This is a genomic window from Brevundimonas sp. NPDC058933 (assembly GCF_049315965.1).
Taxonomy (GTDB): domain Bacteria; phylum Pseudomonadota; class Alphaproteobacteria; order Caulobacterales; family Caulobacteraceae; genus Brevundimonas.
The window spans coordinates 22,664-47,995 of the sequence record NZ_JBMOSL010000009.1 but is presented as its reverse complement, the minus strand read 5'-3'; the positions used below and the strand labels follow the sequence as shown (position 1 = coordinate 47,995).

The following is a 25,332-nucleotide window of genomic DNA, read 5'->3' as shown; positions in this document are numbered from 1 at the left end:
GACATTCTTCCCATCAGAACTTGAACGAAATCATGCGCTTCATCATGAAGACGCCACAGCTCATCCAGAGCGCCGCCCCCAGCAGCATGACCTGCCCGCGCATGTCGGTGAACAGCAGCATCATGTAGGCCGGGCTCGCGACCATCACCAGCATCATGACCACCGGCGGCAAGGAGCCGATGATGCCTGCCGAGGCGATGGCTTCCGACGACATGGCCTTGATCTTCTCGCCCATCATGCGCCGGGCCCGCAGAACGGTGGTGAGGTTGCCGAGCGCTTCGGCCAGGTTGCCTCCGCTCTTCTGCTGAATGGCGATGACGATGGCGAAGAACTTGAGTTCGGGGACGGGCATGCGCTCGAACATCTTGTCGAGGGCTTCGGACAGGGTCAGGCCGACGCCCAGTCCTTCCACCAGTTGCTGGAACTCCCCCGCGAGCGGCTGGGGACTTTCACGCGCGATGATCTTGAAACAGTCGTGGACCGGAAGGCCCGTCTTGATGCCGCGCACCAGGATGTCGACGGAATCGGGAAAGGCGAGCGAGAACTTCTTCATCCGCTTCTTGCCCTTCATGTTGACGACCCAGCGCGGCGCGCCCAGCCCCATGACCAGCCCGATCCCAAGCGACAACAGCGGATTGAGGCCCAGAAGAAACGCCATCACGGCGCCGACGACGCCGAGAACGACGCTGATGATGATGAAGGTGCGCAGACTGATCGACAGGTCGGCCTGCTTGAGCTTGGCGCTCATGGTCATGCGCGCCTTGCGATCGCGCCGATCCACCTCCTGCAGCTGCAGCATGATCTGCTTGCGGCGCGCCTCGGGCGTATTGACCACCGCCGCGCGCTTGGTCGCCGTTTCTGCACGACCGGCGCTGATGGACTTGGCGCGCTTCACCGCCTGGCTGGAGCCGTCGTCGCCGCTGACCAGCACCCATCCAAGGCCGCCGATGGTGATGAAGGCCAGAAACGCCGCGAGAATGGGGAGCATCGCCGTCTCTACTCCGCCGCGTCCAGGGCTTCGGCCAATTCACGCTCCAGGCCGTAATAGCGGGCGCGATCCCAGAAACGCGGCCGCGCGATGCCGGTCGAGCGGTGTCGGCCAGTGATCTTGCCGTGGGCGTCTTCGCCCGTGATTTCGTAGACAAACAGGTCCTGGGTCACGATCACGTCGCCCTCCAGCCCCACCACCTCGGTGATGTGGGTGATGCGGCGCGAGCCATCGCGCAGGCGAGCCGCCTGGACGATGACGTCGACTGAACCCACGATCATCTCGCGGATCGTCCGTGACGGCAGCCCGTAGCCGCCCATGGTGATCATGGACTCCATCCGGCTGATGGCCTCGCGCGGGGAGTTGGCGTGCAGCGTGCCCATCGAGCCGTCGTGGCCGGTGTTCATCGCCTGCAGCAGGTCGAAAGCCTCTGGTCCCCGGACCTCGCCGACGATGATGCGCTCGGGACGCATCCGCAGGCAGTTCTTGACCAGATCGCGCATGGTGATCTGGCCCTGACCTTCCAGGTTGGGCGGACGGGTTTCCAGGCGCACGACGTGCGGCTGCTGCAGTTGCAGTTCGGCGGCGTCCTCGCAGGTGATCACGCGCTCGGTCGGGTCGATGAAGGCCGTCAGGGTGTTGAGCAGGGTCGTCTTGCCCGAGCCAGTTCCGCCGGAGATGACCAGATTGCATCGCGAGGCGCCGATGACCCCCAGGACGCGCGCGCCCTCGGGACTGATGGAGGCGTACTCCACCAGGTTCTTCATCGTCAGCTTGTCTTTCTTGAACTTACGAATCGTCAGCGTCGGGCCGTCGATGGCCAGCGGCGGGGCGATGACGTTGACGCGGCTGCCGTCGGGCAGGCGGGCGTCGCAGATGGGGCTGGATTCATCAACGCGGCGGCCGACCTGGCTGACGATCCGCTGGCAGATGTTCATCAGCTGGGTGTTGTCGCGGAAGCGAACGTTGGTCAGCTGCACCTTGCCGTTGACTTCGATGAAGACCCGGCCGGCGCCGTTGACCATGATGTCGGCGATGTCGTCGCGGGCCAGCAGCGGCTCCAGCGGACCATAGCCGAGGACGTCGTTGACGATGTCCTGAACCAGATGCTCCTGCTCGGCCACCGACATGGAGACGTTCTTGATCGCCACCAGCTCGGCGACGATGTCGCGGATTTCCTCGGACGCCGCCTTCTGGTCCAGCTGGGCCAGCTGAGACAGGTCGATCGTGTTCATCAACGCGTTGAAGATCGTCGTCTTCGTGGCGTGATAGTAGTCGGACTGTTCGCGAACGATCTCCGCGACCGCCTGGGCCTTCTTCAGTTGTTCGAGGCCCGGGGTGGCGCGCGGTCCCTTGACGGGGCCGCCGGGCGCGGGCGCCGGGCCTTCAGGACGCGGCCTGGCGGCCAGGGCGTCCAGCCGGTCAGCAGCGTCCGACACCGGCCGCGCCGGCGCCTCCAGTTCTTCGGGAGAAAAGGCGTCGATAGGTTCAGGCGCGCGTGCGACGGCGACGTCCGGCTGAGGGGCCGAGGCCGGCGTCGGCCGCGGAGAGACCGCGAGACCGACCTGCGCCGTGCGTTTGCCGAACATGACTTCAGCGCTTCTTGCTGAACAGGGAGGCGAGGAGCGAACCGCTCTTGCGGGCGGGCGCCCCGGCCGGCGACGTCTTGCCCTTGACCGAAGCCGCCGGCAGCTCGCGGCGTGACACGATCTGGGCCAGGGTTTCAAAGGCCTCCGCAGCCTTGGTCTTGGCCCCGGAATCCACGATCATCTGGCCGTTATTGGCCGCGGCTCCGAAGACCTTGGCGTCGAACGGAATGATCAGGCTGGGATGGACGCCGAGCGCCGCGCCGAAGTCCTTCGCCGGGATTTCCGGACGGCCGGGCACCCCGACCTGGTTCAACACCAGACGCGGCGGCGCGTCGTTGGGACGTCCCTGCTTGATCAGATCGATCATGTTCTTGGCGTTGCGCAGGCTGGCCAGATCCGGCGTCGCCACAATCACCACCTCGTCGGCGGAAATCAGCGTCTTGCGCATCCACCCCGACCAGAGGTGGGGCAGATCAAGAACGACAAAGGGGGCGGTCGATCGGATGCGGCTGGTCACCTCCTCGAAGGCGTCGGGCTGGATGTCCCAGTCGCCGTCCAGGGTGGCGGGCGCGGCGAACAGGCTCAGCTTGTCGGTGCAGCGGACCATCATCCGGTCCAGCAGGGTCGCGTCCAGTCGGTCCGGCTGGCTCAGGGCGTCGGCGACGCCGCCCAGCGGATCCTGATTGAAATCCAGACCGGCTGTGCCGAAGGGCAGATCATAATCGACGATGACGGTGTTGACCCCGATCCGCTCGCTCATCGCATAGGCGGTATTGTGGGCCACGGCCGAGGCCCCGGCCCCGCCCCGCGCGCCGACGAAGGCGATGGAACGACCGACGAAGGGCTGGGCCGGATCGGCGAACAGGCCGCCGATGGCCGAGATCAGTTGCAGCGGCTGCACCGGCGCAACCAGGTACTCGCTCACGCCGCGTCGCATCAGTTCGCGGAACAGGAGAATGTCGTTGGTGGCGCCGATGATCACCACCTTGGTGCCCGCGTCGCAAACTTCAGCCAGTTGGTCGATTTCCCAGAGCAGGGTCTGGGCGTCCTTCATGCTTTCGACGACGATCAGCGGCGGCGTCGGCTCGGACTGATAGGCCTCGATAGCCGCCGCGACGCCTCCGACGCGAATCTGGGTCGTGGCCCGCGACATGCGCCGGTCCTGACCGGCGCGTTCAGCCGACGCAAGGGTGTCCTGCCGTTCGGCGAAGACGTGAACCGCGATGCGCGGGATCGAAACCTCCACCGCCCCGGGACCGACCGGCAATCCCGCCGGCTCATAGGCGGCCAGGGCAGCCGCGACAGGCGCCTCGATCGGGGCCGCAACGAGGTTGGCGGGCGGCGTATGGACCTCATCCGAGGGAGGGGTCGGGATGATCTCGTCGGGCATCATGACGGCGGCCACGGCGGTCTCGGCTTGCGCGACCAGCCGGCCAACCGGGTTGTAGGACTCGTCCCTCGGCACGACGCTGGCCGTCGCGGACTCCCCGGGCCGGGCGGAAAAGGGCAGGGGTTCAAGCCGGGGGACCGCCACGGCGTCGATGAATTCGTCGTCCATCTCGAACGCATCAAGGGCGTCGAAATCCTGTGCGGCGAAGGGCTTGCTCATGTCCATCAGTCCACGGCGCTGGAAGTTCGGGCGTCGCTGATCAGGCCTTCCCGGGCCGCGGCGGTCTGCTCGCCCTTGGCGTATTTATCGAACACCACCGCGCGGCGCTGGGCGTCGGCCGGCGTCATGGCGCGCGGCGAGACGATGTCGCGAGGGTTGGCGATCTGGGCTGCGAGGTTGGCGTTGACGGCGCAACCGAAATTCGAGGCCGACTGGTTGTCCCCGGTGCGGGTCAGGCTGCCCCACTCGGTCCCGCATTGCGGCACGGCGGCGCGCAGGGTCTCGAAACCCGCCAGGATGGGCGCGCGCGGATCAGGCGCGGCGTAGCTGACCACGCGGATCAGATGCTCGGGCGCTCCGGCCGCCACGAGTCCGGCCTTGACGTTCCATGCCGCCTGATTGACCACCGGATCGCCGCCCGCCGGGGCCTCGACCACCAGAGCCGAAGCCCCTTCGATAGCGAAGCGGCTGACCAGATCGTTCAGAGCCGCCTGCTGATTGGCCGACAGGCCGGTCTCGTGGACGGCCAGGGCGATACGATCAAGGCCGGGCTCGACCTGCAGGCTGTAGCGCGAGGTGGGTGTCAGCGGCGGCTCGCCGCCGAGGCTGGCCGGACCGCCCATGCAGCCGCTGAGCAGCAGTCCGCCGAGCGCCAGCGCAGACGACACAGCAGGGAGAGACTTGGAGGAACGGATCATGGCGGTCACTCGATCACGTAGCCCACCGGCCCCTGCCAACCGGCGCCCGCCTGGGCGGTCGGAGCCGGCGAGCCATAGGCCTGGTTCAGTTGGCCGAAGAAGATGGTCTGGGCGTCCTCGGCGATGCGCAAACCGTCAGCCGGCGTCTGCATCCGCCCCGGAGAGGTCGGGCCGACGATATAGGCCTCGACGATCACCACGAGTTCGGTTTCACCCATCAGATAGTCACGCGACCGGAACAGCTGCCCCAGCACCGGCAGATTGGTCATGCCGGGCAGGGAATCGATGTTCTGACGGGTCGATTCCTGCAACAGACCGGCGATCATCATCGACCCGCCCGACGGCAGCTCGATCGTGTTTTCGCTGCGCCGGACCGACAGGCCCGGCAGGCCGATGGACGACGGCGTGCCCGCGCCGATGGTCAGCCCGCCCTGGGAGGTCAGCTCCGACACCTCGACCTTGACCTGCAGCGAGATACGCCCGCCGGTCAGGACGATCGGCCGGAACGACAGGCCCACGCCATAGGGCTTGTACTCGACCGAGATCTGGCCTTCGCGATCACGTCCCGTGGGAACCGGGAACTCGCCGCCCGCCAGGAAACTGGCCGCCTCGCCGTTGACCGACGTCAGGTTCGGCTCGGCCAGGGTGCGGATCAGGCCGACGCGCTCGAAAGCCTTGATGGTGGCGTTGCCCTTGTTCAGTCCATCCGACCCCGGACCGGTGCCCGGTTGGGCGGTGTCCCAGTTGGGCGCGTCCTCGGGACCATCGACCGTAAACGGGCAGAGCGCGCCCTCAGCCCAGCCGGGCCCGATACAGGGGCGCTGCATCTGGTAGTTCTTGGTCGTGTCGCGCGACACGCCCCCGGTGATCCCCCCCAGCAGCGAGCCGTTGACGCCCCATGTGGCGGCGTTGCCCAGCAGCCACTGGGTGTCCCCGATTTGGCCCAGCACGGCCTGGGTGTCGAAACCCAGCTGCTTGATGGCGCTACGCTGCACCTCGACCACGCGCACTTTCAGCGTCACCTGGTCGGAGCCGACCACGCCGATCATGTTGACCACCTTTTCAGGCGCGGACACGAAGGCGCGGGCCACCTGGGCGGCGCGCTGGGCCTCCGCAGGACTGGCGGCCGTGCCGGTCAGGATGATGCTGTCGTTGACGGCTTCGGCGCGCACGTTCGATCCCGGCGCGACGCGGCTCAACGTGTCCTGGAGGGCGCTGGTCCCCGCGTCCACGCGCACCCGGAGGGACAGGATGGTCCGACCTGCGGCGTCAAGGAAGACGGCGTCGGTCTCGCCCGGCGTCATGCCGATGACCGTGATACGGCGCGGGGAGTGCAGCATGGCCTCGGCCACCTGGGGGTTCGACACGATCACGTCGCGCGCGTCGGCGGGCAGGTCGACGGCGAACGAGGTGCCGCGCGGCAGATTGACCAACTGAGGCGCTGCGCCCGTGGCGACGGCGGCGCGGGTCTGGGCCAGAGGCGCAGAGGCCGCTCCGCCCAGGGCGATCAGGGCGGCGCAGGCCGCCACGATCAGACGATTCATACGCGGCTTCCTCATGGAACAGCGACCGTTTCAGCCTGGCCTTCGCGATAGACGCGCACGACGCTGCCGGCAGCTGCGGCGTCGCCGCGACGCGCGGCCCCCGGAACCTGGCCCGACGGCCCGGCGGTGTCGGCATAGGACCGCAGCACCAGCGACAGTTCGCCTTCGGACTTGGCCAGGGCCAGAACCTCGGCGTCGCGGCCGCTGACCTCCAGGGTTGCGGTGGCGCCGACCACGGCCTGCTCGTTCTCGGCGGCGCGGGTGTTCTGATCAATGGCCAGAACCTTGACGTTCTGCATCACGGTGGCGGCGACGAATTTCGAGGTCTCCCCTCCGGCCGCTCCCGAGGGCAGCTTGACCTCGCGGGTCAGCAGGACATCGGCCCGGTCGCCCGGCAGGATGAAGCCGCCGGCGGCGGTCTCGACCGTGACGCGGATGGCCATGGCGCGCATGCCCGGCTCCAGATAGGCGGCCATGTAGCCGCTGTCCCCCGCCCGCACGATCTTGCGCGCAACGATCGGCTCTCCGGCCAGAATGGGTTCGCGGACGACCGCGCCGATGAAGTCAGCCTTGGCGCCGCCGGTCGCGAGTTCGGTCGCGGCGCGGGTCACGCGCGCTGCGGCCCCTTCGACCTTGGCGGTGTCGGAAGCCTTGGCGCCCGCCTCTTCCTCAGCCGCGAGCGCGGCGGGAACCGGCACGCTGCCGTCGGTGATGAAGACCGGATTGACCTCAGCGACAGGCCAGTCTTTCCACGCCAGGTCGGAATCGGTCAGACGGCTGCCGGGCTCCAGATCCTTGGCGGCGACCAGAACCTTGGCCATCGGTCGGGTTTCGACAGCGGCGACGGCCACAGCCGTCGGCTCACCCGACGACCCCATGGCGCGAACCACCAGGGCCAGGCCAATGGCCGACACGGCGGCGATACAGATGACAGCGATCTTGGCGGGCTTCATCGACGGTCTCCGGCAGGCGCGGCGACTCGGATTTTGGTTCTTCGCCCTCTGCCGTTAACGACAATGAGGCCCGGCGGTTAACGCGCCCCTAAGCCGCCGTTCGGCGCTTCACGCGCCGGCAAAAGCCTGAACAAGCGGGCTGGAGGGATAGGCCAGAAGGGCGCCGATGGCGATCGCCACGCCATAGGGCAGGTCCCCCTTGGGCTGCATCAGTCGCGCGACCCAGCCGGGTCCGTTCATCGCGAAGACCTGAAGCTGGCTGCGCGCCGCCATCAGCAGAAGGCAGAAGCCGCCGCCGATCATGGCCGTGTAGAGAAGAAGCGGCAGAATGCCGGCCGTTCCCATCCAAAGGGCGCTCGCAGCAATCAGCTTGGCGTCACCGCCGCCCAGCCACTTCATGGCGAACATTCCCGCGCCGACCACCAGGACCAGCAAGGCCAGAGCCAGCGACACGCCGATCGTGGTCAACGGCACGCCCATGGCGAAGGCGGCCGGGAAATAGGCCAGGAACAGCAGGCCCGAAATCCAGTTCGGGATCTTCATCGTGGTCAGGTCGTGCAGTCCGGCGATGATGACCAGGACCGGCAGGATGCTCAACGGCAGAAGAAGAAGTTCGCTCATCTTCCGAAATTATCCGGACAACCTTTAATACCAGGTTGTCGACTTCGACGTCGAACGAGAAAAAGGCCGGAACGTTTCCGTCCCGGCCCCTTTCGTTGAATGTGATTTATCTTAGGTGGCTGCGGGCAGGCCAGCTTCGACCTTCTTGAAGGCGCCATTGAGCTTCGGACCGATGAGCGTCAGCGTGCCGATGATGGCGACAGCGATCAGGGCCGCGATCAGGCCGTATTCGATGGCCGTAGCGCCCGATTCGTCTTTGGCGAAGTTCTTGATGAAGTTACGCATGATGATCTTCCTTCTTTGTCTAAGCGAGCAACAGTTCCATGACCAGGGTCACCGGCTTTGCCCGCTTGACCCCCGTTTGCATGGAGACAATGCGACGACGATCATTAAGGGCGAGTAAAACAGCCGTCGTCGCCTCGCATTATTGATGGTTACTAACTTGTTTACTATAGAAACATCAACACGGACGCGCTTCTCGCCTCCCTTCAGGAAATCTTGATCTTTCAGAGAGAGGTTTCACGCCTAGCGCTCGCGCGCGCTCGTTCATCCACTCGGAGCCGTCGCCCATGCTCAGGACCTTCAAGACGCTCGCCTTCGGGTCCGCCGCGCTCGCCGTGTGCGTCGCCTCCGGCGCAGCTCAGGCTCAGTCGCGCCCGCTCAATGTCGAGATTGACCACGCCACCCGCGTACAGCTGAGGGGCCCGGCGGGCTCCGTGATCGTAGCCAATCCCAAGATCGCCGACGTCACTGTCGTCGACGCCAACACCCTGTTCATCACCGGCAAGGGCTACGGAGTGACCGAAGTCATCGCTGTCGATGCTCTGGGGCGTCCTCTTTTCCAGAGCCAGGTCGTGGTCAGCGCCGGCTCGGCCGGTTCCGTTCGCGTCTGGCGAGGAGCCCAGCCCACGGAAATGGCTTGCGGCTCCAGTTGTTCGCCCAGCGTCCGGGCCGCTCCGGCGCCCTGATTGTGAAAGGCCCCCGCTTCCTCCGCCCTGGACCTGCGTCCCTGCGGCGACGCCGGCGCGCCCGCGAGGGGTCCACAGCGGTCGAGTTCGGGCTGCTTGCCTTTCCCTTTTTCATTCTCCTGTTCGGCATCCTTGAGGTCGGGATGCTGCTTCTGCTCGATGCGGTCGTCGAGACGGCGGTCTCGGACGCCGGCCGACTGGTCCGCACCGGCCAGGCGCAGCAGCAGGCCATGACGCCGGAGGCGATCAAGCAGAAGCTCTGCGCCCGCATGAGCGTCTTCGCCGGCGACTGCCCGACGCGCGCCTTCATCGACATCCGCGTGATCGACAGCTTCACCACCCCTGTCGCCCCCGACCCTCTGGCGTCCGGCCTGTTCGATCCTTCCAAGCTGACCTACCAGCCCGGCGGACCGGGCGACCGCGTCCTGGTGCGGATCTGGTATGAGCAGCCGATCGTCACCCCGCTGATCTCCCAGGCCCTGTCGCGAACCACAGACCACAAGGTATTGCTGACCACCGCCCTGGCCTTCCGCAACGAGCCCTATCTGTGAGCCCCGCCGCCCCCAAGGCGCCCCGGCGCTTCTGGCGTGATCGGCGCGGCGCGGCGGCCATAGAATTCGCCTTCATCGCGCCGATCATGATGCTGCTCTATTTCGGCCTGGTGGAGTTCTGTCAGGGCTATATGGCCAGCCGCCGCGCCGACCATACGGCCTCGATCGTCGCCGACCTGGTGGCGCAATCGGACGCCACCTCGACCCAGGACCTGACCCAGGTCTTCGCCATCGGCGACATGATCATGCGCCCCTTCCCATCCTCCGAACTGTCCATTCGTGTCTCCAGCGTAACCCGAGACGACAAGGGGGTGGCGAAGATCGACTGGAGCCGCGGCAACGACAAGGCCTTGAGCGCCCTGGGCAAGAACACCGTCGTCACAGACCTTCCGGCCGGCCTGATCGAAAACGAGGAAAGCCTGATCCTGGGCGAAACCGAGTTCAAATACACCTCGGCCTTTGGCCAGGTCATCAAGACGCCGATCACCTTCACCCGCAGCTACTACCTGCGGCCGAGGACGGTGAACAAGGTGGCCTGCTCCAACTGTTAGGCGCCGGCTAGCGCCTCCTTCAGCGCCCGTATCTTCGCCTCGGTCTCTTCGCGCTCGGCCAGAGGGTCGCTGTCAGCGACGATGCCGGCGCCCGCCAGGGCGCGGAAACGCCAGGCCCCGGCGTCCCGCTCGAACGAGGCCGTGCGGATCAGCACGGAGGCCGTCAGTCCGCCGTCGCCCGCCAGCCCCAGGCCGAACAGCGACCCGCACCAGGGCCCGCGCGGCGGTTCGTGCGCCGCGATCACCTTCATGGCCTGATGCTTGGGCGCGCCGGTGATCGAGCCGGGCGGGAAGGTCGCATCCAGAATGTCGGCCGCGACGAGGCCGGCCCGCGCAGATGCGGAAACGGTGGAGACCAGGTGATGCACGGTGGGATGGCTCTCCACCTCGAACAGACGCTCGACCCGCACCGTGCCGGGCGCCGCCACCCGGGCTAGGTCGTTGCGCATCAGATCGACGATCATCAGGTTCTCGGCGCGATCCTTGGCGCTGACGGCCAGATCGTCGGCATGTTCAGCGTCGCGCACAGGATCGGCGTCGCGAGGCCGCGTCCCCTTGATCGGGCGCGTCTCGATCCGGCCGGAGGCGGGATCGAAGGTCAAAAACAGCTCCGGCGAGTTGGACACCAGCGCGCGCTGGCCCAGCCGCCAGAAGGCGCCATAGGCCGCGCCCCGCCCAGCCGACAATCTCAGGAAGACCTCGAACGGGTCTCGCCCGCCCGCCAATCGCCCGCCCCAGGCCTGCGCGACATTGGCCTGAAACAGTTCGCCCGCCGCGATGCGCGCCACGACATCGGCCACGGCGGCCTCATAGGCTTGCGGCGATGTTTCCCCGGCGACAGCGCCGGCGGGCGGGGTCGGGATCGACGGTTCGATAGCCTCGACCCGCCAGTCCGCCGCGCGCCGGACCTGCACCTCCGCTCCGGCGGAATCCGCGCCTCGTCCGATGGCGAAGACCTCGCCCGCCACATGGTCAAAGGCCAGGAGGGCCGGATAGCGGGCCAGCATGAGGTCGGGCCAGACCTCGGCGCGCGGCCCGGTCGCCGGTCGCGCGCCCGCGTCATAGCTCATCAGCCCGACCACGCCCCCGCCGGCGAAATCCGGTTCGCGCAGGACGGCGAAAGGCGCCGCGTCATTGACGGCGCCAGCGAAAACCCTGTCTGGCTCGCAGCCGACGAAGGACCAGCGTCCGCCGTGCGCCGTCGGGTCCCCTGCCCCGGCCAGCAAGGCCAGGGCCCCGTCGCGGCGGTTCAGCCCCGCGGCGACCGCCAAGGGTTCGCACCAGTCCAGCCGTTCAATCAGGACGACGGGCAGGCTCATGCCGTCAGGCGCTCCCGGATGCGCTCCGCCAACGCCGGGTCCGCCCCCAAGACCTGCTCCCGATAGGCCGCGAGCGAGCCGTGCCGCGCCATGATCTCGGCGAAGGCCGCGTCCAGATAGTCAGCCTCGACCCCAAGGAAGGCGACCACGGCCCCATGCGTCGCCGGACGCCCCGTCATCGCAGTCAGCTTTTTCGCAATGCCCTCGGCCCGCCCCTCAAGATCAACGGCGACATTGGTCAGCAGATAGTCGTCGATCAGGTCTTCGCGCGACACGCCCAGCAGACTGTGGGTCAGGGCCGCCAGCAGGCCTGTGCGGTCCTTGCCCGCCGCACAGTGGATCAGCACCGGGCCCTCGCCCTCGGCCAGCGCGCGGAAATAGCGACTGAACAGGTCGACATGGGCCGGCTCGAACGGCAGGCGCCGATATGTGTCGATCATGAAGGTGCGGCCGGAGGCCTCGGTCAGGTCTGCGGTCTTGAGGAAGGTGATGTGCGGCGCCTCGCCGCCGTCATCGTGGACGCTCTCAATGACCTGCCCGGCCCAGTTGGCCGGTCGCCGCGATGGCTGGTCGCGCCTTTCGCTCGGGCGGCGCAGGTCAACCACCGTGGCGAGGTTCAACCGCGCCAACTGGTCCAGATCGGCCTCGGTCGCCCTGGCCTGATGCGCCGAGCGATAAAGGCGTCCGCGCGCCACGCGGCCCTCAGCCACGGCGTAGTCGCCATAGTCGCGGAAATTATCGAGGGCCTGAAACGGCAGAAGACGGTCGCTCATGACCGCCTTCCTTAGACTATTCGCAGATCAACGCTAACGCACGGCGACCAGATGGGACATGGCGTCCAGATAGGCGACGAAGGCGTCACGGCCCGCCTCGGTCATGGTGGCCCGCGTCAGGGGTTTGCGCCCCTGAAAGCTCTTGGCGACCTCGACGAAGCCCGCCTCCTCCAGCTTCCTCAGGTGCACCGACAGATTGCCGTCCGTGGTCTGCAGCCGGGCCTTCAGCTCGTTGAAGTCGGCGGCGCCGACGCCTGAAAGATAGGCCATGATCCCCAGACGCACCCGGCCGTGGATCACCTCGTCGATGCGGCCGATGTCGAAGGCGTCAACCGCATCCCCCGCCGTGTCCGAGGCCATCAGATCACCTCCGACGGTTCCTGACGCACCAGCAGGACGCCGGGCAGCAGGGCGAACAGGAACAGTCCAGCCGCATAGGCCAGCCACATCAGCGGGCTGCCGGTCAGGAAGGCGATCAGCGGCGCGGCGATCCAGCAGGCGATGGCCAGCGTCCACTGCCACTTCTGATCGCTCATGGTCGCCGAAACCGCCCAGCCCGAGCCGTAGAGGGCGAAGATCAGCGAGGGGAAGAGCATGAAGCTCACGTCGCTTCCCGTCTTCCAACTGACCACCGTCATCGCCAGGGCCATGACGAAGATGGCCAGACCGACCCCCATCCAGCCCGCACCTCCGGCCCGGTTCACCACCGAGTTCGCGCCGGGGCGGCCGCTCGTCCGACGAACCTGCAGCATCAGAACCGCAAAGAAGATCAGCCCCGCACCGCCCCACAGAAAGGCGTAGGCGACTGGCGGAACATTGAGGATGCCGCTGTCGATCCCATAGGCGACGATGGACGCCAGGCCGAACACCAGGCCGGCGGCGATCAGGATCGACCCGCCCAGCAGCGGGGCGCGACGCCCCTCCTGGGCCAGGGCCTTCATATAGGCGATGTCGTCGTGGACGGATTGGACTTGATCTCGGGTCATGGCGTCTCTCCCTGCCTGTTGATCGAAAGGTGCGCCAAGAACTTTATGTTGTAAAGTTCTTTTTCTGAGACGGAACGCGCGACGCATTCTAGGCCTTGGCCATGCGCCTCGCCTTCCATCACATCGCCTATCAGACCCTGACCATCTGCAACGCCCTGTCGATGGAGCGGTTGGAAGCGACCGTGCGCCGCGCGGGCCTGAAACCGGGCGCCGCCGTCATGGACATCGGCTGCGCCTATGGCGAGGTGTCGATCCATCTGGCCCGCGCGTTTGACGCCCGCGTCACAGCGGTCGAACTGGACCCGGTCATGGCGGAGGGCGCCAAGGCACGGATCGCGGCGGCGGGCCTGTCTGACCGCATCACGCTGCGACGTGAGACCTCGGCCGCGGTGCTGGCCGCCCTGCCCGCCTTCGACCTGATCGTCGCCATTGGCTCGACCGAGCCGGCGGGCAAGGGCCTGCGCGACCCCGCCGCCGTCTTCGCCGCCCTGCGCCGGCACCTGACGCCCGGCGGCGCCCTCCTCTGGGGCGACCTGTTCTGGACGGACGAACCGCCTCCGCCCTTGCGCCAGTTGGTCGAGACCGGCGGCTACTACGTCAGCCACGACGAATGGCAGGCCGCCGCGCGCGAGGCCGGATTGACGGTCGTCTCGGCCGAGATCAGCGACGAAGCAGAATGGGCCGCCTATCGCACGGGCATGGAGACGGCCATCGCCGACTGGCTGGACGCCCATCCCGACCACGCCGACGCCCCCTCGGTGGCGGCGACCGCACACCGCATCAAGATGATGCTCGACTTCGGCGCCGACTACCTCGGCTTCGGCCTCTACCTTTTCAGGAAGGGCTGACACCCATTGCCTCTCCCTCCCCTTCATGGGGAGGGTGGCTGACGCGAAGCGGCAGACGGGTGGGGGTGCTTCGGCAGTTCAAGCGCCGCGCCCGTATCACCACGCCGTCCCCACCCGGTCGCTGACGCGACCACCCTCCCCATGAAGGGGAGGGAGAAAGCGCGCCCTTCTCTTCTTACCGGAAAGGCGGCTCGTCGAAGGCGCGCAGCTTGCGCGAATGCAGCTTGGTGCCCTCGGCGCGCAGCAGGTCGATCGCCTGGATGCCGATCTGCAGGTGTTCCGAAATCGAGCCTTCGTAGAAGCGATTGGCCTGACCCGGCAGCTTGATCTCGCCGTGCAGCGGCTTGTCCGAGACGCAGAGCAGGGTGCCGTAGGGCACGCGGAAACGATAGCCCTGGGCCGCGATGGTCGCGCTTTCCATGTCGATGGCGACGGCGCGGCTCTGGTTGAAGCGCAGGGCCGACTTGGAATAGCGCAGCTCCCAGTTGCGGTCGTCGGTGGTGACGACCGTGCCGGTGCGCAGGCGCTTCTTGACCTCCTCGCCCGGCGCGCCGGAAACCAGCTTGGTCGCGTCATAGAGGGCCCGCTGGACCTCGGCGATCGACGGGATCGGAATGTCAGCGGGCAGGACCGCGTCCAGCACGTGATCGTCGCGCAGATAGGCGTGGGCCAGGACGTAGTCGCCGATGGTCTGGCTGGCGCGCAGGCCGCCGCAGTGGCCGATCATCATCCAGGCATGCGGCCGCGTGACGGCCAGGTGGTCGCAGATCGTCTTGGCGTTCGAAGGTCCGACCCCGATGTTGACCAGGGTGATGCCCGTGCCGCCTGGCGCGGTCAGGTGGTAGGCGGGCATCTGATGCCGACGCCAGGCCGCGTCCATGATGGCGCGCTCCGGGTCGGGCGTCTCACGGTCGATGATCACGCCGCCGGCGCAGGACAGGGTTTGATACGGGCTGGCCGGATCGGCCAACTGGGCGCAGGCCCAGCGCACGAACTCATCGACATAGCGATGGTAGTTGGTGAACAGGACATAGGACTGCACGTCCTCGACCGGGGTGCCGGTGTAGTGGCGCAGGCGGGCCAGAGAGAAGTCCGTGCGCAGGCCGTCGAACTGGGCCAGCGGAAAGTCCTCGCCCGGCGCGAACAGGCCGTCCGAAATCTCGTCGCCGATATGGGCCAGATCCGTGGTCGGGAACCAGCGGGCGATGGCCGCCGTCATGGTGCTGTCCAGCGCCACGCCGGAACCGTCCAGCACATAGGGGAAGGGGATTTCCTGATCCGACGGCTCGACCGTGATGGCGGCGCCATATTCCGTCGCCAGCAGGGTCAGCTGCTCCAACAGATAGTCGCGATACAGGTCGGGGCGGGTGACGGTGGTCGTATAGACGCCGGTGCGCGACAGGCGGGCGAAGGCCCGCGTCTCGAGGTCCTGCGGACGGTCGCCGAACCAGCTGACGGTCAGTCGGGGATAGGCGAACAGGCCGCCGGCCCGGGCTTCGGGATCAGCGCGCTCGCCGGTCTCGAGGAAGCGCTTCACTGCGGCTCGCAGATTGGCGACGGATTGATTGTAGAGGGTTTCGAGGCGGTCCAGCGCCGCCTGGGGGGTCATCTTGTCTGTCATGACCTCCTCTAGCCGAAAACCGTGACCATGGCGAGACGGGCGAAACACAAGGACACGACTGTTGACCACGAGCAGCCGTTGGCGTTCCGCTGTCGCCCAGGAGGAACGCCATGTCCCGACATCTGATTTCGGTCGCCGCCGCCTTGCTGATGCTGACCGCCGCCCCCGCCTTCGCCGAGGTCAAGTCGGCCGCGCCCGGCGGGTTCGAGGTCGGCGGCACGGTCGCGATCAGCACCCCGCCCGCCCGCGTCTGGGCCGTGCTGACCGCCCCCGACACCTGGTGGAGCCGCGACCATCGCTGGTTCAAGGCCTCGACCCTCTCGCTGGATCTGACCCCCGGCGGCTGCTGGTGCGAGCAGGCGGCGGACGGCCGCGTGTCGCGCCATCTGGAGACAGCCCTTGTCGAACCGGGGTCGAAGCTGGTGCTGCGCGGCGGGCTCGGCCCCTTGCAGGGTCAGGGCGCGAGCGGCGGGCTGACCTTCACCATCAAGCCCGAGGGCGAAGGCAGTCTCCTGACCTGGACCTACATCGTCGGCGGCTTTACGCCCGGCGGACTGGAGGCCTGGGCCGCCCCGGTCGACGGCGTCCTGTCGGCGCAGTTGGCCAGTCTGAAGGCCCGAGCCGAGGCCAATTAGGCCAGTTCGCGACGGAAGAAGCCGACCACATCGTCCAGCACCGGCGCCTTCTTCCTGAACAGGGGCGAGAAGGTCGCGATCAGGTCGGCGTGATCGAGGCCGGGATAGAGATGAGCCTCCGAGCGCCCGCCGACCGCCCGCATCCGGTCGTCGAGGATGGTGGTGTCCTCGGCGTGGACCACAGTGTCGGCGGTTCCATGACCGAGCCAAAGCGGCGGCGCATCCCTCCGGGCAAAGGTTACCGGCTGGGTCAGGGTCGGATCGGGCGCCCGGCCAAAGGCGTTCTGCGACGCCGCCACGTCGAAGGGCAGGAAATCATAGGGGCCCGCCAGTCCCGCCGCCGCCCGGATCAGGCCGGGGCGGTCCACGGCCGCCATGTAGCGCCGGTCCAGCGTGATCATCATGGCCAGATGCGCGCCTGCCGAATGCCCCAGCACGCCCAGACGCCCGGCGTCGCCGCCATAGGTCGCGGCCAGTTCGCCGGTCCGCGCCGTCGCCGCCGCGGCATCCTCGATGAAGCTCGGGAAGCGCACCTGGGGCACGACCCGATAGTCCGGCACGAAGACGACAAAGCCGCGCGCCGCCAGCGCCTGGGCCGCCCACCCGTAGACATCCTTGGAGCCGGAATCCCAACCGCCGCCGTAGAAGAAGACCAGCACGGGCAGGTCCGCCGCGCCCACGGGCGCATAGACGTCCATCGTCTGACGCGGATCATCGCCATAGCGGAGGCCAGAGGCGACCTTGGCCGCGCCCCGGTCGCGCGGCCCCAGGGTGTTGAACAGCGACAGCGGCGAACAGGCCGCCGCCAGCCCCCCCGTCAGGGCGGCGAATGCGGGGGCGAACAGGCCTCTACGGGTCAAGTGAGCTCCTGGGGATGGGAGAAGAATGACCTTCTACGCATGAAGGCGCCGTTCGGCCCAATGCAGAGCCGCAACGGGGTCGAACGTCACACTTCACTCACTGATTTGTCGCATAATATTTACATTCCAAAAATTGAGCGCATAATTCGATCTGAGTCCGGAGCAAATTCCGGCCAAGGGAGGATATCGCATGCGCCTGTCCGTCGCCGTCGTCTCGGCCCTGCTGCTCGCCGGAGCCGCGCCCGCCCTGGCCCAGACGCCCGCCCAAAGTCCGCACAGTCAGCCTCAGCCGACGCGTGTCTCGACCGCCCAGCCCCAGCGTGTGGTGCTGATCTGCGACGCCGACGCCGCGACCCGCAGCGCCTTTGCTCGCCAATACGGCGCGGAGCCGGTCTTCCTGACCGCCCGCGAAGCCGCCGAGGCCAAGGCGGCCGGCCAGGCCTGGACCACGCCGCGCTGCATGACCGAGCGCGAGCATGGCCGCTACGTCCAGCTGACCCAGGCCTTCGCCGCACGCTAAGACCCGGTTTCGGAACGACAACGGGCGCGGCCATCGCTGGCCGCGCCCTTCTTTCTGGGTCAGACGCCCGGTCCTACTTGGCCAGATACTTGTCCAGCCAGCCGAAGACCTCATTGTGCCATTGCAGGCTGTTGGCCGGCTTCAGCACCCAGTGGTTCTCATTGGGGAAGAAGACCAGTCGGCTGTCGATGCCGCGGCGTTGCAGGGCGGTGAAGGTCGACAGGCCTTGCGCCGTCGGGATGCGGTAGTCGAGGTCGCCCTGAACCACCAGCATCGGCGTCTTCCAGTTCTGGACGTGGTTGGCCGGGTTGAATTTCTGATAGCCCTCCGGGTTTTCCCACGGCGTGCCGCCGTATTCCCATTCGGTGAACCACAGCTCCTCGGTCGAATAGCCCATACCGAAGGTGTCGAAGACGCCGTCGTGGTTGACCAGGCATTTGAACGCATCCGACCAGTTGCCGGCGATCCAGTTGATCATATAGCCGCCGTACGACGCGCCCAGGGCGCAGGCGTTATTCCCGTCGAGGAAGCCGTACTTCTGCTGCGCGAAGGCCCAGCCCTTTTGCAGGTCTTCCAGCGGACGGTCGCCCCAGTGCTGGCTGATGGCGTCGGTGAACTCCTGGCCGTAGCCGGTCGAACCGTGGAAATCGATCATCACCACCGCATAGCCGGCGCCCGCATAGGTCTCGGGGTTCCAGCGGTAAGACCAGGAGTTGCCGAACGAGCCCTGCGGCCCGCCGTGGATCAGGAAGGCGACCGGATACTTCTGGCCCTCGACATAGTTGGCGGGCTTGATGACGAAGCCATGCACCGTCTCGTCGTTCCAGCCGGGGAAGCTGAACTGTTCAGCCTCACCAAAGGCCTTGTTCGCCAGCTGCGGGTTCACATTGGTCAGACGGCGCGGCATTTCGCGCCCGCGCCAGGTCTTGAAATAAAGGTCGGCGGGCGAGGTCAGGGTGTCGACCGACATGACGAAGCCCGAGGGCGTCTGCTGGAAGGCGCCGACGTGGCCTTCGCCCGTCAGCGGCAGGACCGAACCATTGCGCGTGTCGATGGCGAACAGGCGGGTCTGACCGACGTCGCCGGCGGTGGTGTAGAGAGTCTTGCCGTCGGCAGACCATTGCAGGCTGTCGGCCGAACGGTCCCAGTTGGCCGCGATCTGGCGCGTCTGCCCCGTCGCCACATCGCGCAGGAAGACGGCGTACTTGTCGGCCTCGAAGCCCGGACGGGCCATGGCGCGATAGGCCAGGGTCTGGCCGTCCGGCGAGAAGACCGGGCCGGTGTCCCAGGCCGGGTTGGCCTCGGTCAGATTGGTCAGTTGGCCGGGCGCCGAGACTGCGACGCTGTAGAGGTCGAAGTTGGTGCTCCAAGGCTCGCTCTTGTCGGCCTTGCGGGCCGAGAAGACCAGAGAGCGGCCGTCGGGGGCGAAGGTGAACTCGCTCTCGTCGCCGAAGGGCTTGGAGGGGGTGTCGCCGTCAAAGCCTTTCGTCACCCAGACCGGCTCGCCGCCCGCCTTGCCGTCCGCGCCGATGGTCTGGACGAAGAGGTGGTTCTGGGTGTGGTCGCTCCAGGTGTCCCAATGGCGCACGAACATGCGGTCATAGACCTGGCCCGTCGATTTCACCTCGGCGGCGGCCTTGGCCCGCTCGACCGAGGCGTTCAGGTCGCCCGCCTCGGGATAGACGGCCAGAGACACGGCGACCGCATCGCCCGCGGCGTTGACGCGATAGGCGTTGACGTCGGTCGGCAGGCTGGTGACTTGCGTGGCCGTCGCGCCCTTGTCGGCCGAGACCCAGACCTGGCTCGACCCCGAACGGCCCGACAGGAAGTAGAGCTTGCCGTCAGCGCCCCAGCGGGCGGTGTTGGCGCCGCCCTCGGAGATGGCCAGCTTCTGCGCCTCGCCCTCGCCCTTCAGGCTCAGGATGTAGAGGGCGCTGGAGCGCTTGTTGGCCGCCACGTCCGTCTGCGTCAGCGAATAGACCACCCAGTCGCCGTCCGGCGACACCTGGGGATCGCCCAGCCGGTTGGCCGAGATCATGTCCTGATAGGTGAAGGCGTTCGACGCCACCCTTGTCGCTGTTTGGGCGGTCGCGGCAGCGGGCGCAGGCGCCGCGGCCAGGGCCGGCAGGGCCGAGGCCGTCAGCAGGGCGACGGCGCTGAGGCCGGACAGAAGATGGGACAGGCGGCGCATGGGCGCTCCTCAAGCGGATTTCGATCTGCCCGAAGGCCTATCACCGCCATGCGCCGCCCGCAAAGTCCCGTTTAGCGCTGGCCTTCGGCGGTCCAGCGCGCGGTCCAGTCCAGGATCTCCTGCTGCCAATCGACCCAGGTCCGGGGCTTCAGCACCCAGTGGTTCTCGTCCGGAACGTGGACGAAGCGGCTGGGGATGCCCTCGCGCTGCAGGGTCGAGAAGGTGGCCAGTCCCTGCTCCATCGGTACGCGGAAATCTTTCGATCCGTGCAGCACCAGCATCGGCTTCTTCCAGTCCGCGACATAGGTCTCGGGGTTGAAGGCGTCGTACAGGTCCTTGCGAGTCCAACTGGGGCCGCCGAACTCGTGGATGAAGTTGCCGATGTCCATGGCGTTCATCAGCTGCGGCACGTCGAACACCCCGGCGTGGTTGACCAGGCAACGCCACGGCCCGTTCCACCTGCCCGCGATGGTGTTGACCATATAGCCGCCGTAGGAGGCGCCGAGCGCGCAGGCCCGGTCGCCGTCGATCCACGGACTGGCCGACAGGGCCGCCTGCCAACCCTTCTGCAGGTCTTCCAGCGGGCGGTCGCCCCAGTGGTCGTTGATGGCGTCGGTGAAGGCCTGACCATAGCCCGGCGAGCCGTGGAAGTTGACCATGACCACCGCATAGCCCGCCGCCGTATAGACCTGCGGGTTCCAGCGATAGGACCAGCTCTCGGTCCAGGGCGACTTGGGCCCGCCGTGGATCAGATAGACAGCCGGATACTTGCGGCCCTCGACATAGCCGGCGGGTTTGAACACCCAGCCGTGCGCCGTCTCATTGTTCCAGCCGGCGAAGCTCAGGGCCTCGGCCTCCGGCAGGTCCAGCCGGGCCAGCAGGTCGGCGTTGTGCCGGGTCGCCTGGCGGGCGGCCGCGCCGTTCATCGACACGAAGACCTGGGTCGGGGCGGTGAAGCTGTCGTGGGCATAGGCCAGGACGCCCGCCGCCTCGTCAAAGGCGTTGACCGCCCCGTCGCCGGTCAGGGCCTTCACCGCGCCGGTGCGGACGTCGATCTCGAACAGGCGGTTCTGCCCCTCGTCCGAGGCGGTGACATAGAGAGCGCGACCGTCCGAGCGCCACGTCAGGCCCGACGGCCCGCGATCCCAGTTCGTCAGTTGGCGGGCGTTGGCGCCGCTGGCGTCGGCCAGCATGACCACGGCCTGATCACCGCCCACGTTCTCGCGCGGCGAGGCCAGCCAGGCCAGTCGACGGCCGTCGGGCGAAAAGGCCGGATTGCCGTCCGCGCCCTTGTTGGCCTCGGTCAGATTGACGGGCGCGCCGCCGTCCAGCGTGACGCGATACAGGTCGCTGTTGTTGGTGAAGGGCTCGCCCGCGCCCTGCTTCTGCGTGCTGTAGATCAGGGCCTTGCCGTCGCGCGACAGGGTGAAGTCGCCGTCGCCGGCCGCCACGTCGGCGTCCAGACCCGGCATCAGGTCGCGCGCCTCGCCGCCCGCCAGACCCGAGCCGTTCAGCGGCTGGCTGAACAGATGGGTGCGGCGTCCGTCGGCCCAGTGGTCGAACACCCTCAGAGGCAGGCGGTCATAGACCTGCAACCCGCTCTTGGCCCGCTCGGCCAACCGGTCCTTGATGCAGGTCAGGGTGGCGCAGTCGGTGAAGACCGAGACCGCCAGGATCAGCGAACGGCCGTCCTCGGCGATGCGAAAGCCTGAGACGTCGATAGGCAGGGTCGTCACCTGGGCCGCCGCCATGCCCTCGCGATCGGCGCGCCAGACCTGGTTCGAGCCGCCGCGCGAAGACAGGAAATAGAGGGCCTGTCCATCCGGCGCCCAGCGCGCGCCCGAAACACCCCCCTCGGAAATTGCCAGCTTGCGCGGCGGTGTCGCGCCGTCAGCCTCGGCCAGCCACAGGGCGTTGACGCCCTTGTTGCCGTCCCAGTCGGTGGAGCGCACTCCATAGAGGATGCTGCGACCGTCCGGCGAGACGCGCGGATCGCCGACCCGCTCCATCATCGCCAGTTCCTTGACGCCGAGCCCGGCGCGCGCGGCGGGCGCCTCGGCGGCGGGGCCAGCGACCGTCTGCGCCCCTTCATCGAGAGCCAGCACGGGCGAAGCCGCCGTCATCAAGGCCCCGAAGGCGGCGGCCAGCATCCAGCGTGATTGCATCTTCAAACCCATCCCTGAAACAGCGTCGCTGGATTGATAGGCCGTCGAATCCCTAGCGCCAAGCCGCTTGCCGCCGCCGCCGGGAGCGGCGACAAGCAGGTCATGAGTCCCGCCTCGCCCCACATCGTCGACGTGCTGATCGCCGAGCGCGCGCCGCGCCTGACGCGGTCGACCGCCTGGCCCCTGATTCGCCCCGCCTTGTATGGCTTGCTGGACTACGCCAAGGCCCGGCGCATGGCCGACGCCATCGGTCCGATGGGCGGGCGTCAGGCGTTGGACTACGTGTCCAGCCTGCTGGAACTGACGGTCGAGACGCAGAACCTCAACCGTTTGCCCGCCACGGGCCGCTGCCTTGTGATCTGCAATCACCCGACCGGCATCGCCGACGGCCTGGCCGTGCACGACGCCCTGCGCACCGTGCGCGACGACCTGATCTATTTCGCCAACGCCGATGCGCTCCGCGTCTCGCCCCGCCTGTCGGAAACCGTGGTCCCGGTCGAATGGGTCACCGCCAAGCGCACCCGCGAGAAGACCCGCGCCACGCTTCAATCCGCCAAGGCCGCCTTCGAGGCCGAGCGCTGCGTCGTCATGTTCCCCGCCGGGCGACTGGCCCGCGTCGATGTGCAAGGCCGACTGACCGATCCCGAATGGGCCACGACGGCGGCGTCGCTGGCCCGCAAGTACGAGGCGCCGGTGGTCCCGATCCACGTCGCCGGGCCGACCAGCCGCCTCTTCCACCTGTTCGACCGCTTCTCCCAGGAACTGCGCGACATCACCCTCTTCCACGAACTGCTGAACAAGCAGGGCCGCGCCTTCGACCTCCGCGTCGGCCATCCCATCCCGCCCGACGCGCTCGACATCGACGCCGCCCGCGCCACCGAGGCGCTGAAAACCTTCGTCGAGCGCGTCCTCTCGACCGACCCCGACGCGGTGTTCGCATGACCACCTTTGAATTGCCCGACGCCGAGGCCACCACCCGCCTGGGTCAGGCCATCGCCCCCCTGCTGGAGCCCGGCGAATCCGTCCTGCTCTACGGCCCGCTCGGCATGGGCAAGTCGACCCTGGCGCGCGGCCTGATCCGCGCCCTGACCTCGCCCGACGAGGACGTGCCGTCGCCGACCTTCACCCTGGTCCAGTTCTACGAGAGCGACCCGGCGATCGCCCACTTCGACCTCTACCGCCTGACCCGCCCCGAAGAAGCCTTCGAGATTGGTCTGGACGAGGCCCTGGACGAGGGCTGCGCCCTGATCGAATGGCCCGAACGACTGGGCGAGGACCCCGGCTATATGCTCGGCCCCGACCGGCTGGCGATCACCCTCGCCGAAGACGGCGAGGGCCGCCTTGCGACCGTATCTGGCGTGGGCGCATGGGAAGCGAAACTGAAGGAAGTCCATGTCTGACCGCGAAGCCCTCCGTCTCGATTTTCTGCGCTCGGCCGGTCTGGCCGAGGCCGTCCGCGCCCCCCTGCCCGGCGACGCCTCGACGCGCCGCTACGAGCGCCTGACCACGGCCTCGGGCGCGACCCTGATGCTGATGGATCAGGCCCCCGCCGCCGAGAGCCAGCCCTGCGATCCGTCGTGGACGCCGGAGCAGCGCCACGCCTACGGCTGGAACGCCGTCGCCCGCCTGTCGGCCGGCCGCATCGAGGCCTTCGCCGCCGTCGCCGCCCATCTGAAGTCGCTGGGCCTGTCGGCACCCGAAATCGTCGCCGTCGACGCCCCCAACGGCCTGGCCGTGATCGAGGACTTCGGCGACGCCCTGTTCGCCAATGTCATCGCTGAAGGCGCCGAGGAAGCCCCCCTCTACCGCGCCGCCGTCGAGGCCCTGGCCGTCCTGCACGCCGCCCCGACGCCCGACGTCCTGAGCGGCGCGGCGGGCGACTGGCCCCTGCTGACCTATGACCAGACGGCGCTGCAAGGCGGGGCTGATCTCTTCGTCGAATGGCTGCCGAAGCTGATCCCCTCGCTGGCCTTCGACGGCGACGCCGTCGCCGAATGGCGCGCGGCCTGGGCCCCGATCACGGCGGCGGGAGAGGCGGGCGCCACCGTCATGGCCCACCGCGACTATCACGCCGAAAACCTGATCCGGCTGGACGGCAAGACCGGCGCCGCCTCGGTCGGCCTGATCGACTTCCAGGACGCGGTGAAGGCCCACCCGTCGTGGGACCTCCACTCCCTGTTGCAGGACGCCCGTCGCGACGTGTCGCCGGAACTGGAGGCCCTGGCGCTGGACCACTATTTCGCCCTGCGGCCCGACACCGACCGCGAGGCCTTCATGGTCGCCTACGCCGGTCTGGCGGCGCTGAACGAGGCGCGGATTCTGGGCATCTTCGCCCGCCTGATCGCCCGCGACGCCAAGCCCAAATACGCCGCCTTCATGCCGCGCATGTGGGCGCACCTGAACGCCAACCTGAAGGCGCCCGGCCTCGAAGCCGTCGCCGCCTGGATGGACCGCCACGTGCCGGAGGATGTGCGTCGATGACCTTCAACTCCTCCGTCATCCCGGCCGCAGCGCAGCGGAGAGCCGGGAGCCAGACTTCGGCTTCGGGCGCCCGCCGCCTGGGTTCCGGATCGTCCCTTCGGGCCGTCCGGAATGACGGAAAAGGAGCGCCAGCATGACACCGCCCAAGACCGCCCCCAAGACCGCCATGGTCCTCGCCGCCGGGCTCGGCACGCGGATGCGCCCCCTGACCAACGACCGCCCCAAGGCCCTGGTGGAGGTCGGCGGCCGCGCCCTGATCGACCACGTTCTCGACCGGCTGGCGGACGCCGGCGTCGAGAAGGCCGTGGTCAACGTCCACTGGTTCGCCGACCGGCTGGAAAGCCACCTGGCCGCCCGCACCCGTCCCGCCATCGTCATCTCCGACGAGCGCGCCGAACTGCTGGAGACCGGCGGCGGCCTGAAGAAGGCCCGCCCCCTGCTGGGCCATGATCCCGTCTTCGTGGCCAATATCGACAGCGTATGGATCGACCGGGGCGACGCATTGGCCGACCTGATCCGCCTGTGGGACCCCGAGCGCATGGACGCCGCCCTGCTGCTGGCCCGCCGCGAAGGCTCCATCGGCTTTGAGGGCGGCGGCGACTTCTTCCTCGGCGACGACGGCCAACTCACCTTCCGGGGGAAGGCGGCCAGCGCGCCCTACGCCTATATGGGCGTCCACATCACCCGGCCCGGCTACGCCGACGCCGGCCCTGACGGCCCCTTCTCGCTCAGCCCCCTGTGGCGCGCCTCCGCCGCTGCTGGCCGCCTCTACGGCTGCGTGCTCGACGGCGACTGGATGCACGTCGGCGACCCCCAGGCCCGCGACGAGGCCGAAGCCCGACTGAAAGACGAGAACTGACC

General features: G+C 67.9%; 26 protein-coding genes. 10 read left to right on the top strand and 16 right to left on the bottom strand.

What is annotated here, in order from left to right; all coding sequences use genetic code 11:
* Positions 1-13: 13 nt before the first annotated feature.
* The 8 genes from ACOZBP_RS13735 to ACOZBP_RS13700 form a co-directional block, all read right to left on the bottom strand.
* On the bottom strand, positions 14-988 hold the full coding sequence (locus tag ACOZBP_RS13735; RefSeq protein WP_422676881.1) for a type II secretion system F family protein: 975 nt from the start codon (positions 986-988) through the stop codon (positions 14-16).
* Positions 989-996: 8 nt separating this feature from the next.
* A complete protein-coding gene (locus ACOZBP_RS13730) occupies positions 997-2,577 on the bottom strand; it encodes an ATPase, T2SS/T4P/T4SS family (protein WP_422676880.1) in 1,581 nt (526 codons plus the stop codon).
* Between the two features lie 4 nt (positions 2,578-2,581).
* Positions 2,582-4,186 carry an AAA family ATPase gene (locus tag ACOZBP_RS13725; protein ID WP_422676879.1) on the bottom strand — a complete coding sequence of 535 codons (1,605 nt, stop codon included), beginning with the start codon at positions 4,184-4,186 and terminating at the stop codon, positions 2,582-2,584.
* A gap of 5 nt (positions 4,187-4,191) precedes the next feature.
* Complete coding sequence (locus ACOZBP_RS13720; protein ID WP_422676878.1) at positions 4,192-4,884, bottom strand: CpaD family pilus assembly protein; 693 nt, start codon at positions 4,882-4,884, stop codon at positions 4,192-4,194.
* 5 nt (positions 4,885-4,889) lie between these two features.
* Positions 4,890-6,428 (bottom strand): type II and III secretion system protein family protein, encoded by a 1,539-nt coding sequence (locus ACOZBP_RS13715; protein WP_422676877.1) that lies wholly within the window; start codon positions 6,426-6,428, stop codon positions 4,890-4,892.
* A gap of 11 nt (positions 6,429-6,439) precedes the next feature.
* A complete protein-coding gene (gene cpaB, locus ACOZBP_RS13710) occupies positions 6,440-7,381 on the bottom strand; it encodes a Flp pilus assembly protein CpaB (RefSeq protein ID WP_422676876.1) in 942 nt (313 codons plus the stop codon).
* Positions 7,382-7,489: 108 nt separating this feature from the next.
* Positions 7,490-8,002 (bottom strand): A24 family peptidase, encoded by a 513-nt coding sequence (locus tag ACOZBP_RS13705; RefSeq protein WP_422676875.1) that lies wholly within the window; start codon positions 8,000-8,002, stop codon positions 7,490-7,492.
* 111 nt (positions 8,003-8,113) lie between these two features.
* Positions 8,114-8,287: a Flp family type IVb pilin gene (locus tag ACOZBP_RS13700; protein ID WP_422676874.1), complete on the bottom strand. Its 174-nt coding sequence runs from the start codon at positions 8,285-8,287 to the stop codon at positions 8,114-8,116.
* 284 nt (positions 8,288-8,571) lie between these two features.
* Between ACOZBP_RS13700 and ACOZBP_RS13695 the strand changes: the two genes are divergently transcribed.
* The 3 genes from ACOZBP_RS13695 to ACOZBP_RS13685 are packed head-to-tail and all read left to right on the top strand — an operon-like array spanning position 8,572 to position 10,072.
* Complete coding sequence (locus ACOZBP_RS13695) at positions 8,572-8,970, top strand: pilus assembly protein N-terminal domain-containing protein (protein WP_422676873.1); 399 nt, start codon at positions 8,572-8,574, stop codon at positions 8,968-8,970.
* A gap of 2 nt (positions 8,971-8,972) precedes the next feature.
* Entirely contained in the window at positions 8,973-9,521 is a 549-nt protein-coding gene (locus ACOZBP_RS13690) for a TadE/TadG family type IV pilus assembly protein (RefSeq protein WP_422676944.1), read from the top strand.
* Positions 9,518-10,072 carry a TadE/TadG family type IV pilus assembly protein gene (locus ACOZBP_RS13685; RefSeq protein ID WP_422676872.1) on the top strand — a complete coding sequence of 185 codons (555 nt, stop codon included), beginning with the start codon at positions 9,518-9,520 and terminating at the stop codon, positions 10,070-10,072. The genes ACOZBP_RS13690 and ACOZBP_RS13685 overlap by 4 nt, the downstream gene beginning before the upstream one ends.
* Here ACOZBP_RS13685 and ACOZBP_RS13680 read toward each other — a convergent pair.
* From ACOZBP_RS13680 to ACOZBP_RS13665, 4 genes are read right to left on the bottom strand one after another with little or no spacing between them, the layout of a single operon-like run.
* Complete coding sequence (locus tag ACOZBP_RS13680) at positions 10,069-11,391, bottom strand: anthranilate synthase component I family protein (RefSeq protein ID WP_422676871.1); 1,323 nt, start codon at positions 11,389-11,391, stop codon at positions 10,069-10,071. The two genes, ACOZBP_RS13685 and ACOZBP_RS13680, sit on opposite strands and share 4 nt — an antisense overlap.
* Positions 11,388-12,164, bottom strand: coding sequence for a tyrosine-protein phosphatase (locus ACOZBP_RS13675; RefSeq protein WP_422676870.1), 777 nt, complete (start codon positions 12,162-12,164; stop codon positions 11,388-11,390). Before ACOZBP_RS13675 ends, ACOZBP_RS13680 begins: the two co-directional genes overlap by 4 nt.
* A 33-nt stretch (positions 12,165-12,197) precedes the next feature.
* A complete protein-coding gene (locus ACOZBP_RS13670) occupies positions 12,198-12,524 on the bottom strand; it encodes a winged helix-turn-helix domain-containing protein (protein WP_422676869.1) in 327 nt (108 codons plus the stop codon).
* Positions 12,524-13,150, bottom strand: coding sequence for a hypothetical protein (locus ACOZBP_RS13665; protein WP_422676868.1), 627 nt, complete (start codon positions 13,148-13,150; stop codon positions 12,524-12,526). Before ACOZBP_RS13665 ends, ACOZBP_RS13670 begins: the two co-directional genes overlap by 1 nt.
* Positions 13,151-13,251: 101 nt before the next feature.
* Between ACOZBP_RS13665 and ACOZBP_RS13660 the strand changes: the two genes are divergently transcribed.
* Complete coding sequence (locus ACOZBP_RS13660; protein ID WP_422676867.1) at positions 13,252-13,998, top strand: SAM-dependent methyltransferase; 747 nt, start codon at positions 13,252-13,254, stop codon at positions 13,996-13,998.
* A gap of 175 nt (positions 13,999-14,173) precedes the next feature.
* Here ACOZBP_RS13660 and ACOZBP_RS13655 read toward each other — a convergent pair whose 3' ends face one another.
* Positions 14,174-15,619: an AMP nucleosidase gene (locus ACOZBP_RS13655; RefSeq protein ID WP_422676866.1), complete on the bottom strand. Its 1,446-nt coding sequence runs from the start codon at positions 15,617-15,619 to the stop codon at positions 14,174-14,176.
* Between the two features lie 110 nt (positions 15,620-15,729).
* Between ACOZBP_RS13655 and ACOZBP_RS13650 the strand changes: the two genes are divergently transcribed.
* Entirely contained in the window at positions 15,730-16,254 is a 525-nt protein-coding gene (locus ACOZBP_RS13650; RefSeq protein WP_422676865.1) for an SRPBCC family protein, read from the top strand.
* On the opposite strand, the gene ACOZBP_RS13645 is transcribed toward ACOZBP_RS13650, so the two are convergent.
* Positions 16,251-17,114 (bottom strand): alpha/beta hydrolase, encoded by an 864-nt coding sequence (locus ACOZBP_RS13645; protein ID WP_422676864.1) that lies wholly within the window; start codon positions 17,112-17,114, stop codon positions 16,251-16,253. The genes ACOZBP_RS13650 and ACOZBP_RS13645 overlap by 4 nt on opposite strands.
* 190 nt (positions 17,115-17,304) lie before the next feature.
* Between ACOZBP_RS13645 and ACOZBP_RS13640 the strand changes: the two genes are divergently transcribed.
* The gene (locus ACOZBP_RS13640) at positions 17,305-17,634 is read left to right on the top strand and encodes a hypothetical protein (protein WP_422676863.1); all 330 of its coding nucleotides are present in this window, start codon (positions 17,305-17,307) and stop codon (positions 17,632-17,634) included.
* A 73-nt stretch (positions 17,635-17,707) separates the two neighbouring features.
* Here ACOZBP_RS13640 and ACOZBP_RS13635 read toward each other — a convergent pair whose 3' ends face one another.
* On the bottom strand, positions 17,708-19,825 hold the full coding sequence (locus tag ACOZBP_RS13635; RefSeq protein ID WP_422676862.1) for a prolyl oligopeptidase family serine peptidase: 2,118 nt from the start codon (positions 19,823-19,825) through the stop codon (positions 17,708-17,710).
* A gap of 71 nt (positions 19,826-19,896) precedes the next feature.
* Positions 19,897-21,990 (bottom strand): prolyl oligopeptidase family serine peptidase, encoded by a 2,094-nt coding sequence (locus tag ACOZBP_RS13630; RefSeq protein WP_422676861.1) that lies wholly within the window; start codon positions 21,988-21,990, stop codon positions 19,897-19,899.
* A 102-nt stretch (positions 21,991-22,092) separates the two neighbouring features.
* Between ACOZBP_RS13630 and ACOZBP_RS13625 the strand changes: the two genes are divergently transcribed.
* The 4 genes from ACOZBP_RS13625 (at position 22,093) to murU (ending at position 25,330) form a co-directional block, all read left to right on the top strand.
* Entirely contained in the window at positions 22,093-22,932 is an 840-nt protein-coding gene (locus ACOZBP_RS13625; protein WP_422676860.1) for a GNAT family N-acetyltransferase, read from the top strand.
* Positions 22,929-23,390: a tRNA (adenosine(37)-N6)-threonylcarbamoyltransferase complex ATPase subunit type 1 TsaE gene (tsaE, locus tag ACOZBP_RS13620; RefSeq protein ID WP_422676859.1), complete on the top strand. Its 462-nt coding sequence runs from the start codon at positions 22,929-22,931 to the stop codon at positions 23,388-23,390. Before ACOZBP_RS13625 ends, tsaE begins: the two co-directional genes overlap by 4 nt.
* Positions 23,383-24,471: an N-acetylmuramate/N-acetylglucosamine kinase AmgK gene (gene amgK, locus ACOZBP_RS13615; protein ID WP_422676858.1), complete on the top strand. Its 1,089-nt coding sequence runs from the start codon at positions 23,383-23,385 to the stop codon at positions 24,469-24,471. The genes tsaE and amgK overlap by 8 nt, the downstream gene beginning before the upstream one ends.
* Positions 24,472-24,637: 166 nt before the next feature.
* Positions 24,638-25,330, top strand: a complete 693-nt coding sequence (gene murU, locus ACOZBP_RS13610) for an N-acetylmuramate alpha-1-phosphate uridylyltransferase MurU (RefSeq protein WP_422676943.1) — start codon at positions 24,638-24,640, stop codon at positions 25,328-25,330.
* Positions 25,331-25,332 lie beyond the last annotated feature (2 nt).